The 14,501-nt window shown below is 41.7% G+C and carries 9 protein-coding genes; all 9 read left to right on the forward strand.

Annotated elements, in window-relative coordinates; genetic code table 11:
* Positions 1–46 precede the first annotated feature (46 nt).
* The 9 genes from rpoB to rplC all read left to right on the forward strand — a co-directional run bounded on the left by rpoB (position 47) and on the right by rplC (position 14,490).
* Entirely contained in the window at positions 47–4,195 is a 4,149-nt protein-coding gene (gene rpoB, locus HMPREF1477_RS08045) for a DNA-directed RNA polymerase subunit beta (RefSeq protein ID WP_016476500.1), read from the forward strand.
* 56 nt (positions 4,196–4,251) lie between these two features.
* The gene (gene rpoC, locus HMPREF1477_RS08050; protein ID WP_232197192.1) at positions 4,252–8,430 is read left to right on the forward strand and encodes a DNA-directed RNA polymerase subunit beta'; all 4,179 of its coding nucleotides are present in this window, start codon (positions 4,252–4,254) and stop codon (positions 8,428–8,430) included.
* A gap of 363 nt (positions 8,431–8,793) precedes the next feature.
* A complete protein-coding gene (locus HMPREF1477_RS08055; protein WP_016476502.1) occupies positions 8,794–9,039 on the forward strand; it encodes a ribosomal L7Ae/L30e/S12e/Gadd45 family protein in 246 nt (81 codons plus the stop codon).
* Between the two features lie 76 nt (positions 9,040–9,115).
* Positions 9,116–9,490 (forward strand): 30S ribosomal protein S12, encoded by a 375-nt coding sequence (gene rpsL, locus HMPREF1477_RS08060; RefSeq protein ID WP_004693554.1) that lies wholly within the window; start codon positions 9,116–9,118, stop codon positions 9,488–9,490.
* Positions 9,491–9,542: 52 nt separating this feature from the next.
* On the forward strand, positions 9,543–10,013 hold the full coding sequence (gene rpsG, locus HMPREF1477_RS08065; protein ID WP_004693556.1) for a 30S ribosomal protein S7: 471 nt from the start codon (positions 9,543–9,545) through the stop codon (positions 10,011–10,013).
* Positions 10,014–10,028: 15 nt separating this feature from the next.
* Positions 10,029–12,104 (forward strand): elongation factor G, encoded by a 2,076-nt coding sequence (gene fusA / locus HMPREF1477_RS08070; RefSeq protein ID WP_016476503.1) that lies wholly within the window; start codon positions 10,029–10,031, stop codon positions 12,102–12,104.
* Between the two features lie 50 nt (positions 12,105–12,154).
* On the forward strand, positions 12,155–13,342 hold the full coding sequence (tuf, locus tag HMPREF1477_RS08075) for an elongation factor Tu (protein ID WP_005377009.1): 1,188 nt from the start codon (positions 12,155–12,157) through the stop codon (positions 13,340–13,342).
* A gap of 182 nt (positions 13,343–13,524) precedes the next feature.
* A complete protein-coding gene (rpsJ, locus tag HMPREF1477_RS08080; protein WP_004695100.1) occupies positions 13,525–13,836 on the forward strand; it encodes a 30S ribosomal protein S10 in 312 nt (103 codons plus the stop codon).
* Positions 13,837–13,848: 12 nt separating this feature from the next.
* A complete protein-coding gene (rplC, locus tag HMPREF1477_RS08085) occupies positions 13,849–14,490 on the forward strand; it encodes a 50S ribosomal protein L3 (RefSeq protein ID WP_005377130.1) in 642 nt (213 codons plus the stop codon).
* Positions 14,491–14,501: the final 11 nt, after the last annotated feature.

The following is a 14,501-nucleotide window of genomic DNA, read 5'->3' on the forward strand; positions in this document are numbered from 1 at the left end:
TATAGAAATATGGTGGACCAGTGTATTTGAAGGAGGGAAAGCACATATGTTCAAACCTGAACAGGTAGGCAAACGGACTCGTTATACATATGCAAAAATTAACGAAGTTATTAAGATGCCGCATTTGTTGGACATTCAGCGTAAATCGTACGAATGGTTCTTGGAGAGCGGTTTACAAAATATTTTCAACGATATTTCTCCGATTAAAGACAATTCAGGTAATTTAGTACTTTCTTTTGAAGGTTTTAGCTTAGGTGAGCCTAAGTATGATATTAATGAGTGCAAAAATCGTGATGCTACATACGCAGCACCACTTCGTGTAAATATCCGTTTAGTTAATAATGATCCTGAAAATATGGACATTAAAGAACAAGAAGTATTTATGGGTGATTTCCCATTGATGACGGATACAGGCACTTTCATTATCAATGGTGCAGAACGTGTTATCGTATCTCAATTAGTACGTTCCCCTGGCGTTTACTATGGTAAAGAAATCGATACCATGGGTAACCGTTTGTATGAATCCACAGTTATCCCAAATCGCGGTGCTTGGATTGAATTAGAAACAGATGCTAGCGAAGTTGTAGCCGTTCGTATCGACCGTAACCGTAAATTACCAGCTACTGTGCTTGTTCGTGCATTAGGTTGGGATACTAATGAAAGTATTCTTGATCTTTTCTGGAACGGTCAAACAGATGAAGATGGTTTACCAGTATATGATGAACGCATTGTTCGTACATTGGAAAAAGATACAACTCAATCTGCTGATGAAGCATTGGTAGAAATCTATAAAAAATTACGTCCAGGTGAACCTCCTACTGTAGAATCTGCTCGTAATTTATTCGATAATTTATTCTTCGATGCTCGCCGTTATGATTTAGCGCGCGTAGGTCGTTATAAATTAAATAAAAAACTAGGATGGCGTCAACGTATGTTGGGTCAAACATTGGCACAACCAATTGTTGATACTGAAACAGGTGAAATCATCCTTGATGCAGGCGTACAAGTTGGGGAAGAACAACTTGATATCGTTGCTAAGAGCGGTGTATTTAGCGGCGAAGGTTTTGCTGAATTCTATATCACTAATCCAGATGGTGTAGTATCCAAAATCATTTGCAACAACTGCAACTTAGAATTTAACCATCGTACAGTTACAAGAGAAGATATGATTGCTAATATCTCTTACCTCTTGAACTTGATGGATGGTGCCGGTCATACAGATGATATCGACCATTTGGGTAACCGTCGTCTTCGTTGCGTAGGTGAATTGTTACAAAATCAATTCCGTATTGGCTTGACTCGTATGGAACGTGTTGTACGTGAACGCATGACAATTCAAGAAATTGAATCCATTACGCCTCAAGCGTTGATTAATATTCGTCCTGTTGTAGCAGCGATTAAAGAATTCTTTGGTTCTTCTCAGTTGTCTCAATTTATGGACCAAACAAACCCATTAGCAGAATTGACACATAAACGTCGTCTATCTGCCCTTGGACCTGGCGGTTTATCTCGTGAACGTGCAGGTTTCGAAGTTCGTGACGTGCATCACTCTCACTATGGCCGTATGTGTCCTATTGAAACACCAGAAGGTCCTAACATCGGTTTGATTAACTCCTTATCTAACTATGCGAAGGTTAATGAATTCGGTTTCATCGAGGCTCCATACCGTAAGGTTGAAAAAATTTACGGCGAAGGTGCTGACGCGGATAAGGTTGTAAAAGTACGCGTATCTGAAAGCGTTGCTTATATGACTGCCGATGAAGAAGAAGGCATGACAATTGCCCAAGCGAACTCCCCTCTTGATGCAGACGGTTGTTTTGCTAATGACCATGTAGCATGTCGTCGTGGTCATGACGTATTAGAAGTAACACCTGATAAGGTTGATTACATGGACGTTAGTCCAAAAGAAGTTGTATCCATCGGTACAGCTATGATTCCATTCCTTGAAAACGATGATGCGAACCGTGCCTTGATGGGTGCGAACATGCAACGTCAAGCGGTGCCTTTGCTCCGTGCTCAAGCACCTTTAGTTGGTACAGGTATGGAATATACAGCGGCTACTGACTCTGGTGTTTGCGTATTGGCACGCGAAGCTGGTAAAGTCGTACGTTGCTGGGGTAATGAAATCCACGTTCTTCGCGATAGCGATGGTCGTGTTGATACATACCGTTTGAATAAATTCCTTCGTTCTAACCAATCCACCTGCTTTAACCAAAAACCAATCGTTAATCGTGGTGACCATGTTGTAAAAGGCCAAGTATTGGCTGATGGTCCTGCTACTGATGGTGGTGAATTGGCTCTTGGCTTTAATGTTCTTGTAGCGTTCATGCCTTGGGAAGGTTATAACTACGAAGATGCTATCTTGCTTAGTGAAGAACTTTGCAAAGAAGATATCTATACATCCATTCATATTGAAGAATACGAATGTGATGCGCGCGACACTAAACTAGGTGCCGAAGAAATCACTCGTGAATTGCCTAATACTGGTGATGATACACTTAAAAACCTAGATGAAGATGGTATCATCTGTATCGGTGCAGAAGTACATCCTGGTGATATCCTCGTGGGTAAAGCTACACCAAAAGGCGAAACTGAATTAACACCAGAAGAACGTTTGTTACGTGCTATTTTTGGTGATAAAGAACGCGAAGTTCGAGATACATCCCTCCGTGTGCCTCATGGTGAATGTGGTAAGGTTGTAGACGTTAAAGTGTTCACTCGTGAAAATGGTGATGAGTTACAACCAGGTGTAAACAAACTTGTTCGCGTTTACATCGCTCAAAAACGTAAAATCCACGAAGGCGATAAAATGGCCGGTCGTCATGGTAACAAAGGTGTCGTTTCTCGCGTAATGAGAAAAGAAGATATGCCATTCCTTCCAGATGGTACTCCAGTACAAATCGTATTGAACCCATTGGGCGTACCTTCTCGTATGAACATTGGTCAGGTTCTTGAAACTCACTTAGGCTGGGCTGTTCAAGGCTTGGGCATGAAAATTAAGGCTACAGATCTTCATATTCAAAATGTATTGAAAGAAGCGCGTACTGATGAATCCTATTGGGAACAAATCGATGCAATTCGCAAATTATATGCTGAAATTGAAGAGTTAGAAGCTAAAGCGAAAGAAGATGTAACAGTAGCTCATTTTGATATTGATGAAAAAATCATCGATTTGAAATCTCAAATCTTAGGTCACGTAGAAGAAGCTGCTCAAAAGAAATTGGCTGCACTTGGTGGCGAAGCTCGTTACAATGAATTGAAAGCATTAGAATCTAAATACAATGCACTTCACATGGAATATTTCGGCACTGAAGAAGAAGTGCCTGAAATGGATCCAGCTCTTGTTGAAGAATTAGAACGCATCAACAAGGTACGTGCTACATTGAACCATATCGAAGAAGCTCGTGCTAAACGCGTTGAAATTCGCAAAGATTTGGAAAAATTAGGCTATGACTATGATACCTATGGTATGCCAAAACCGGATGTAGCTGGTATTCATATCGCTACACCTGTATTTGATGGTGCCCATGAAAAAGATGTATTCGAAACATTGGATATCGCTGGTCGCCCAGATGATGGTAAAACTGTATTGTACGATGGCCGTACCGGTGAACCTATGGATAACCGTGTAACGGTTGGTTACGTATACATGTTGAAACTTCACCATTTGGTTGATGATAAAATCCATGCGCGCTCCACAGGTCCGTACTCCCTTGTTACACAACAACCATTGGGTGGTAAAGCTCAATTTGGTGGCCAACGTTTCGGGGAAATGGAAGTTTGGGCCCTTGAAGCATATGGTGCAGCCTATACTCTTCAAGAACTATTAACTGTTAAGTCTGACGACGTTGTTGGTCGTGTTAAAGCATACGAAAAGATCGTTAAAGGCGAAAATATTCCTGAACCAGGTGTGCCTGAGTCCTTCAAAGTATTGCTCAAAGAACTTCAAAGTATCGGTCTTGATGTGAAAATCTTGAACGAAGATCAAGAAGAAGTTGTTATGAAAGAACTTGATGACGAAGATGAAGTGGTAGAAACTGGTATTGAAGATGTTATGGACGGCGATGCTGTTGAAACAGATGAAGTAACAGTTGTAGACCCAGAAGTAGAGGAAGAAGTATCTAATGGTGGCGATGATGATATTCTTAGCCAATTAGCATATCCAATTAGTGAATCCTCCGCAGATGAAGACTGATACTGAATATTAGGAAGGGAGCGATAGTAGTGCTAGACGTAAATGAATTTGATTCCATGCGAATCGGTTTAGCCTCTCCAGAGCAAATTTTAGAATGGTCTCATGGGGAAGTTAAAAAACCAGAAACAATTAACTACCGTACGTTAAAGCCAGAACGTGATGGTCTATTTTGCGAACGCATTTTTGGACCAACAAAGGACTGGGAATGTCACTGCGGTAAATATAAACGCATCCGCCATAAAGGCGTTGTCTGCGATAAATGTGGCGTAGAAGTAACACGTGCTAAAGTGCGTCGTGAACGTATGGGCCATATCCAATTGGCTACACCTGTATCTCATATTTGGTACTTCAAGGGTATCCCATCTCGTATGGGCCTTATCCTTGATGTATCTCCACGTTCCTTGGAACGCGTATTGTATTTTGCTTCCTATATCGTAGTTGATCCTGCAGGTAGCCCATTGGCAAAACGCCAATTGTTATCTGAACAAGAATACCGTGAATACGAAGCTCAATTCAATGAAGAAGGATATACTATCGGTGGTAAATCCGTAGTTATCGAAACTGTGGCACAACGTAATGAACGTTTGGCTATCGTTCGTGAAGCACAACGTAAAGAACGTTATAATGCAGCACTTCGTGAAGATGCTACAATTCCAGAAGCTGATAAAGAATATGAAGAATTAACTCGTGAAGAACGTTACGAATTAGGTGCTACAGAAGAAATCTTATTCGTATGTATCGACATGGGTGCAGAAGCGGTAAAAGCATTATTATCTGAACTTGATTTAGAACAATTAAATGCTGAATTGCGCGAAGAGTTGAACACTGCAAGTGGTCAACGTAAAATCCGTGCCGTTCGCCGTCTTGAAGTAGTAGAAGCATTCCGTCAATCTGGCAACCGTCCAGAATGGATGATTATGGATGTCGTTCCTGTTATCCCACCTGAATTGCGCCCTATGGTTCAATTAGATGGTGGTCGCTTTGCTACATCTGACCTTAATGATTTGTATCGTCGTGTTATCAATCGTAACAACCGTTTGAAACGTTTGTTAGACTTAGGTGCTCCTGATATCATCGTGCGCAATGAAAAACGCATGTTGCAAGAAGCGGTTGATGCATTGATCGATAATGGTCGTCGTGGCCGTCCTGTTACAGGCCCTGGCAACCGTCCATTAAAATCCTTGTCCGATATGCTTAAAGGTAAACAAGGTCGTTTCCGTCAAAACTTGCTCGGTAAACGTGTTGACTACTCCGGTCGTTCCGTTATCGTAGTAGGTCCAGAACTTAAAATGCATCAATGTGGTTTGCCTAAAGAAATGGCATTGGAATTGTTCAAGCCATTCGTTATGAAACGCTTGGTAGAACGTGGACAAGCATCCAATATTAAGGCTGCTAAGCGCCAAGTAGAACGCGTAGGTCCTGGTGTATGGGAATCTTTGGAAGAGGTTATCAAAGAACATCCAGTTCTCTTGAACCGTGCCCCTACATTGCATAGACTTGGTATTCAAGCTTTCGAACCAATCCTTTGGGAAGGCCGTGCTATCAAATTGCATCCATTAGTATGTACAGCCTTCAACGCCGACTTTGACGGTGACCAAATGGCTTGTCACTTACCATTGTCCGTAGAAGCTCAATCCGAAGCTCGTACATTGATGCTATCCGTTCATAATATCTTATCAACAAAAGATGGTAAGCCAGTTGCGGTTCCATCTCAAGATATGATTTTGGGTACTTATTACCTAACAGTTGTACGCGAAGATACTCGTGATAAAGCAAAAACATTTGCTACATATGACGAAGTAATGCTTGCTTACGATTCTCATGTTATCGGATTGCAAGATATTTTATACATTCGCTTGCCTGAACACGGTCGCGTAGAAACTACAGCTGGTCGTTTGATCTTTAACAACGCTTTGTTCCCAGAATTATGGCAATATGAACAAAAAGAAGACGGTACTTACACATTGGGTAAGGTTATGGATAAGAAGACGGTTGGTAAACTTGTAGATCAATGTTTCCAATTATTCGGCAATGAAAAAACTGCTGAACTCTTAGACAGAATTAAATCCCTTGGTTACTCCTTTGCACGTCGTGCAGGTATGACAGTAGCCATTGCGGATATAAAAGTACCAGAAGAAAAATTCGATTTACTTGATACTGCAGAACAAGAAGTAGAAAAAGTATCTCGTCTATATCGCCGTGGTCTTATTACAGAAGAAGAACGTTATCGTAAAACAATCCAATTGTGGACAAAAGCAACAGAAGATGTTACTGATGCCATGATGGATAATATGGCGCGCGATAAAGATGGCTTCAACCCTGTATATATGATGGCTATCTCCGGTGCCCGTGGTAACAAACAACAAATTCGTCAGCTTGCTGGTATGCGTGGTTTGATGGCTGACCCATCTGGTCGTATCATCGACTTGCCAATCAAGGCAAACTTTAAAGAAGGTTTGACTGTATTGGATTACTTTACGTCCTCTCATGGTGCTCGTAAAGGTTTGGCCGATACAGCACTTCGTACTGCTGACTCTGGTTATTTGACTCGTCGTCTTGTTGACGTATCTCAAGACGTTATCGTTCGTGAGGACGATTGTGACGTTGTAGGTATCGATCTCGTTCGTGAACGCGCTCGTTTGGCTACATCTCCACGTCAAGCTCTTGAAATGTTGAAAGACAAATTGATTGGCCGCGTTCTCGATAAAGATGTAGTAAATGCTGAAACAGGTGAATTGGCTGTTCCTGCAGAAACTATTCTTGATGAACAAAGCTTAGCAGATATCGCAGATGCTGGTGTAACTGCTATCTCCTTACGTGGTGCACATTTAGGCTCTGATAGCGATATTAACCATACTAATTTGGTACAAAAGATCCTTCTTGGTGAAAGCGACGATAGTATCCGTGCAACATTAAAAGAAACTATGGTTCAAAATATGTTGAACAAGGATACTGTGAATGCTATCGTGGACAGCAATGGCGTAGAAATCTACCCTGCTGATACACGCCTTACAGAAGAGGGTATCGAAGCAATTCTAAACTCTGATGTAAAAGAGGTACAAGTACGCAATAATGAAATCAACGGTATTGAAGTAGAAGCTATCGTTGAAGGTACGGGTATTATTGAACCATTGAAAGACCGTATCGTAGGTCGTATTGCAGCTGAAGAATTAATCAATAAGGAAACTGGTGAAGTTATCGTTCCATTGAATGGTGAAATTACTGAAGAACTTGCTGATGAAGTTGTAAAACATTACGATGTTGTTAAAATCCGTTCCGTATTGACTTGTCGCAGCCCTTATGGCGTATGCCGTAAGTGCTATGGTCGTGACCTTGGTACAGGTGACCAAGTTCAAGTCGGTGAAGCAGTTGGTATCATTGCGGCTCAATCCATCGGTGAACCTGGTACACAATTGACAATGCGTACATTCCATACAGGCGGTGTCGCAGGTGACGATATCACACAAGGTTTGCCTCGTGTTGAAGAATTGTTCGAAGCTCGTAAACCAAAACGTAATGCAATCATTGCTGAAAATGAAGGTGTAGTACGTGTTGTACCTAACGAAGGTAAAAAAGGTACTAATACTATCTTTATTACAGGTGAAGATGGTATTGAACTCGATTACCTCATCCCTTATGGTTCCCGCATTATCGTTAAAGACGGTGATGTTGTATCCTTGGGCGCACGTTTGACAGAAGGTTCCATTAATCCTCATGACATCATGCGTGTAATGGGCACACAAGCAACACAACGTTACCTCGTATACGAAGTACAAAAAGTATATAAATCTCAAGGTGTAGAAATCAACGATAAACACATTGAAGTTATTGTTCGTCAAATGCTTCATAAGGTTAAAATCGAAACTGCTGGCGATGCAGATATGCTTCCTGGCGACATGATTGATATCAACACATTTGATGAAGAAAATCGTCGTTTAACATTGAATGGCCGTGAAAATGCTACTGGTAAACGTACATTGTTGGGTATTACTAAAGCTGCATTGGCTACAGATTCCTTCTTGTCTGCTGCATCATTCCAAGAAACTACACGTGTTCTTACAGATGCTGCTATTAAGGGCAAAATCGATCCATTATTGGGTCTTAAGGAAAATGTTATCATCGGTAAATTGATTCCTGCCGGTACTGGTATGAGCCGTTACCGTAAAATTGAAGTAGTTAAAAAGGCTCCTGAAATTTTGGAATTAACTGATGACGGTGAAATCATAGAAAAATAAGGTTTTATAGCTTATAGCTATGATTAGAAAATAAAAGAGATATTCCTAGATTGTTATATAATTTAGGGATATCTCTTTTTTTGTTATATCAATTTTGCATAATAAGACTGCGCCAATAGAATTGAATATGTATAAAGTGTATAAAAATAAGCGAAATTATCTATATTTGTATAAAAAAACGAGAATACTTCATGGAATTCTTATAAATGATACACACGGATAGGTGTACATATTAAATACAGTGAAATAGCGGTTTTGAGTGTTAAAAAACCTTTGACATGCGTTTGAGTAATTGATATACTTACATAGTGCTTAGAGGGCAAGTGCGCCCTGAGCATAGTTTCGTAAGGAGAAGATGTAACCATGGACATTGCCCGTTTGGCATCGGCGAACAAGACAATAGGTGCTAAGCAAACGATTAAATCAATTGCAAAAGGCTCTGTTAAGTTTGTGTTTCTCGGCTGCGATAGCGATAGCTACGTAGTAGATCCTGTACGGATGGCTTGCGTGGAACATAATATACCGTTCGACGATAAGCATACGATGGATGACCTTGGTCGTGCGTGCCGCATTAAGGTGCGGGCCACAGCGGTAGGCATCCTACGTTAATCTCGGTAATATCCGATGTAACAATTTGTTATGACGGATCAATTATAAATCTCAAATTTGGAAAGGAGGTGCCCAAATGCCAACAATTAATCAGCTAGTACGCAAAGGTCGCATGAGCTTGACTAAAAAATCTACAGCTCCAGCGCTTCAAGAATCTCCACAAAAACGTGGTGTATGTACTCGTGTGTACACAGCTACTCCAAAGAAACCAAACTCCGCGCTTCGTAAAGTTGCCCGTGTACGTTTGACAAACGCTATTGAAGTAACTGCTTACATTCCAGGCATTGGTCACAATTTACAAGAACACAGTGTTGTACTTATCAGAGGCGGTCGTGTAAAAGACCTTCCAGGTGTGCGTTATCACATCGTTCGTGGTGCATTGGATACAGCTGGCGTACAAAATCGTATGCAAAGTCGTTCCAAATACGGCGCGAAAAAAGCTAAAAAATAATTTTAGCCATTAAACGAAATTAACACACATCAATATAAAGGAGGAATTGAACATGCCAAGAAAAGGCCCTGTTCCGAAACGTGATGTACTTCCAGATCCGGTGTACAACAGCAAATTAGTAACACGTTTCATTAACAAAGTTATGTACGATGGCAAAAAAGGCATTGCTGAAACTATCGTATATGATGCATTTGAAATTATTCGTTCCAAAATGGGTCAAGACCCAATGGAAGTTTTTGATCAAGCATTGAAAAATGTTATGCCTGTACTTGAAGTACGTGCTCGCCGTATCGGTGGTGCGAACTACCAAGTGCCAGTTGAAGTTCGTGCTGATCGCCGTCAAACCCTCGGTATTCGTTGGGTTGTAAACTACGCTCGTCTTCGTGGTGAACGCACTATGAAAGAACGCTTAGCAGGCGAATTGATGGACGCTTTCAACAATGCAGGCGCTGCAATCAAGAAAAAAGAAGATACTCATAAAATGGCAGAAGCTAATAAAGCATTTGCTCATTATCGTTGGTAATAAGAGGTGACAACTGTGGCAAGAGAGTTTTCCCTAGCAAAAACTCGTAATATCGGTATCATGGCTCACATCGATGCTGGTAAAACAACAACTACAGAACGTATCCTCTACTATACAGGTATTGTTCACAAAATCGGCGAAGTACATGAAGGTGCTGCTACGATGGACTGGATGGCGCAAGAACAAGAACGTGGTATCACAATCACTTCTGCGGCGACAACATGTCACTGGAAAGATCATCGTATCAATATCATCGATACTCCTGGTCACGTTGACTTTACTGTAGAAGTAGAACGTTCTCTACGTGTACTTGATGGCTCCGTAGCGGTGTTCAGTGCTAAAGGTGGCGTTGAACCTCAATCCGAAACAGTATGGCGTCAAGCATCTAACTACGGCGTACCTCGTATCGCTTATGTAAATAAGATGGATACAGTAGGTGCTGACTTCTTCAACGTAGTTGATATGATGAAATCCCGTTTGGGTGCAAATTCCGTAGCTATCCAAGTGCCAATCGGCGCTGAAGATACTTTCGAAGGCATCATCGATTTGATGACTATGAAAGCGGAAATTTACAAATCCGATGACGGTAAAGAATATGAAATCACTGATATCCCAGCAGAATATCAAGAAGTAGCTGAAGCTCGTCGCGAAATGATGGTCGATGCTATCGCTGAAACTGATGACGATATTATGATGAAATATTTGGAAGGTGAAGAAATCTCCATTGAAGAATTGAAAGCAGCATTGCGTAAAGCAGTTATTGCTAACCAATTGTTCCCAGTTCTTTGTGGTTCTTCCTACAAAAACAAAGGTGTACAAATGTTGTTGGACGCTGTTGTAGATTACATGCCAGCTCCTATCGACATTCCAGCTATTAAAGGTACCGTTCCTGGTACTGAAGAAGAAACTACTCGTCCTTCTTCCGATGATGAACCATTCTCCGCATTGGCATTCAAAATCATGGCTGACCCTTATGTTGGTAAATTAGCGTTCTTCCGTGTGTACTCCGGTACATTGGAATCCGGTTCCTACGTTTTCAACTCCACAAAAGGTAAGAAAGAACGTATCGGCCGTATTCTTCAAATGCACGCTAACACTCGTAAAGAAATCGACATGGTTTACGCTGGCGACATCGCTGCAGCTGTAGGCTTGAAAGATACTACTACTGGTGATACTCTTTGTGATGAAAAGAATCCTGTAATTCTTGAATCCATGGAATTCCCTGAACCAGTTATCTCCGTTGCTGTTGAACCTAAAACAAAAGCTGACCAAGAAAAAATGGGTACAGCTCTTGCTCGTTTGGCAGAAGAAGATCCTACTTTCAAAGTTCGTACTGATGAAGAAACAGGTCAAACTATTATCTCCGGTATGGGCGAACTTCACTTGGATATCATCGTTGACCGTATGAACCGTGAATTCAAAGTAGAATGTAACGTAGGTAAACCTCAAGTAGCTTATCGCGAAACTATCCGTAAAGCTGTTAAAGCTGAAGGTAAATTCGTTCGTCAATCTGGTGGTCGTGGTCAATATGGTCACTGCTGGTTGGAATTAATTCCTCAAGAACCAGGTGCTGGCTTCGAATTTGAAAATAAGGTCGTAGGTGGTGCAATTCCTCGTGAATACATCGGACCTGTTGAAAATGGTGTTAAAGAAGCTATGGAATCCGGTGTTATCGCTGGTTATCCAATGGTTGACATCAAAGTTATCGTATTTGACGGCTCCTACCATGACGTTGACTCCAACGAAATGGCCTTCAAAATCGCTGGTTCCATGGGCTTTAAAGAAGGTGCTCGCAAAGCAGACCCTGCATTGCTTGAACCATACATGTCCGTAGAAGTAGACGTTCCTGAAGAATACATGGGCGACGTTATCGGTGACTTGAACTCTCGTCGTGGTCGCATGGACGGCATGGAAGCTCGTAATGGTAACCAACATATCAAAGCATATGTTCCATTGAGCGAAATGTTCGGTTACGCAACTGACCTTCGTTCCAAAACTCAAGGTCGCGGTAACTACTCCATGACATTCGATCATTACGAAGAAGTTCCTAAGAAAATTGCTGAAGAAATTCAAGCAAAGAAAAACGGTTAATCTTACATTAGATTAATAGAATTACTATTTTCCTCGGAGGATAATTTAAAATGGCTAAAGAAAAATTTGAACGTACGAAACCGCATGTTAACATCGGTACAATCGGTCACGTTGACCATGGTAAAACTACTTTGACTGCTGCAATCACTAAAGTATTGGCTGAAAAAGGCCAAGCTGATTTCCAAGATTACAGCATGATCGATAAAGCTCCAGAAGAACGTGAACGTGGTATCACAATCAACACTGCACACGTTGAATACGAAACTGAAAACCGTCACTATGCACACGTTGACTGCCCAGGCCATGCTGACTATGTTAAAAACATGATCACTGGTGCGGCTCAAATGGACGGCGCTATCTTGGTATGTTCCGCAGCTGACGGCCCTATGCCTCAAACTCGCGAACACATCTTGTTAGCTCGCCAAGTTGGTGTTCCTGCAATCGTAGTATTCTTGAACAAAGCTGACATGGTTGACGACGAAGAATTGATCGAATTGGTAGAAATGGAAGTTCGTGAACTTCTTTCCTCCTACGAATTCCCTGGCGACGAAGTACCTATCATTGTAGGTTCCGCTTTGAAAGCTTTGGAAGGCGACGCTCAATATGTAGCTAAAATCGACGAATTGATGGCAGCTGTAGACTCCTACATCCCAACTCCAGTTCGTGATACTGACAAACCTTTCTTGATGCCTGTGGAAGACGTATTCACAATCACTGGTCGTGGTACAGTAGCAACTGGCCGTGTTGAACGTGGTCAAGTAAATGTAGGCGATACAGTAGAAGTTGTAGGCTTGAAAGAAAAAGCTGAACAATACGTTGTAACTGGTCTTGAAATGTTCCGCAAAACTTTGGACTCTGCAGTAGCAGGCGACAACGTTGGTGCATTGCTTCGTGGTGTTGACCGTAAAGACATCGAACGTGGTCAAGTATTGGCTAAACCAGGTTCCATCAACCCACACACAAAATTCAAAGCAGAAGTATACGTATTGACTAAAGAAGAAGGTGGCCGTCATACTCCATTCTTCTCCAACTACCGTCCACAATTCTACTTCCGTACAACAGACGTAACAGGTGTTGTAAACCTTCCTGAAGGTGTAGAAATGTGTATGCCTGGCGATAACGTAACAATGAATATTGAATTGATTACTCCAATCGCTATCGAAGAAGGTCTTCGTTTCGCGATCCGCGAAGGTGGCCATACAGTAGGCGCTGGCGTTGTAACTGAAATCGAAGGTTAATTTAACCTTTTATGCTCATCGTAGTGATACGTTGGGCACAATATCCACGACATGTAAGAGCGGCATGTTCTGCCGCTCTCGTGTTGTGTTTTCAAACTATGAAGTAGAAGGTTGCCTCTGCGGAGGAGAATTTCTATGGAGCAGTTCATTCACGAAATGGACGACAGGAGGAATTATTAATAATGGCTAAACAGCAAAAAATCCGTATTCGCCTTAAGGCATACGACCACAAAGCTCTCGATCAAAGCGCTGCTAAGATCGTAGACACTGCAAAAAGAAATGGCGCTATGGTATCTGGTCCGATTCCATTGCCAACAGAAAAGAATATCTTCACGATTCTTCGTTCCGTACACGTTAACAAAGATTCCCGTGAACAATTCGAAATGCGTACACATAAACGCTTGATCGATATTCTTGAACCAAATTCGAAAACAGTAGATGCTATCACTCGTTTAGATTTACCAGCTGGTGTATCTATTGAAATAAAACTATAAGGAGGTGCGATAATGTCTAAAGCTATTTTGGGTAAAAAATTAGGAATGACACAAGTCTTCACAGCTGAAGGCCAATTAGTTCCTGTAACAGTAGTGGAAACTACCCCAAGCGTTGTAGTGCGCGTTAAGACTGTTGAAACAGACGGTTATGAAGCAGTACAAATTGGTTATGGTTCCATTAAAGAAAAACATTTAACAAAACCTGTAAAAGGTCAGTTCGACAAAGCTGGCGTAGCTCCAGTTAAATATCTTCGCGAAGTTCGCGTTGACAGTGCAGCTGACTACACAGTAGGCCAAACTCTGGCAGCTGATATCTTCGCAGAAGGTGAATTGGTGGACGTAGTAGGTACAGGTAAAGGTAAGGGTTTTGCTGGCACAATTAAACGCCATAATTTCTCTCGTGGTCCTGAAACTCATGGCTCCAAATCTCACCGTGAACCTGGTTCCATCGGTCCTATGATCTCCGGTGGCGGCGGTAAGGTATACAAAGGTAAAAAACTCCCTGGACAAATGGGTGGTTACAGAGTTACCGTACAACGCTTATCCGTTGTGAAAGTTGATGCTGAACGTAACCTTTTATTGGTTAAAGGTGGTATCCCAGGCGCTAAAGGTAGCTTGGTTATGGTTCGCAACACGGTTAAACCTGTTAAATAATCATTTGTCGA

The organism is Veillonella sp. HPA0037, assembly GCF_000411535.1.
In the GTDB taxonomy this organism is placed as follows: domain Bacteria; phylum Bacillota; class Negativicutes; order Veillonellales; family Veillonellaceae; genus Veillonella; species Veillonella atypica.

Bases quoted from the DNA above. Each gene is read 5' to 3' on its own strand.
- rpoB (WP_016476500.1), top strand. From the start codon at position 47: ATGTTCAAACCTGAACAGGTAGGCAAACGGACTCGTTATACATATGCA.
- rpoC (WP_232197192.1), top strand. From the start codon at position 4,252: ATGCGAATCGGTTTAGCCTCTCCAGAGCAAATTTTAGAATGGTCTCAT.
- HMPREF1477_RS08055 (WP_016476502.1), top strand. From the start codon at position 8,794: ATGGACATTGCCCGTTTGGCATCGGCGAACAAGACAATAGGTGCTAAG.
- rpsL (WP_004693554.1), top strand. From the start codon at position 9,116: ATGCCAACAATTAATCAGCTAGTACGCAAAGGTCGCATGAGCTTGACT.
- rpsG (WP_004693556.1), top strand. From the start codon at position 9,543: ATGCCAAGAAAAGGCCCTGTTCCGAAACGTGATGTACTTCCAGATCCG.
- tuf (WP_005377009.1), top strand. From the start codon at position 12,155: ATGGCTAAAGAAAAATTTGAACGTACGAAACCGCATGTTAACATCGGT.
- rpsJ (WP_004695100.1), top strand. From the start codon at position 13,525: ATGGCTAAACAGCAAAAAATCCGTATTCGCCTTAAGGCATACGACCAC.
- rplC (WP_005377130.1), top strand. From the start codon at position 13,849: ATGTCTAAAGCTATTTTGGGTAAAAAATTAGGAATGACACAAGTCTTC.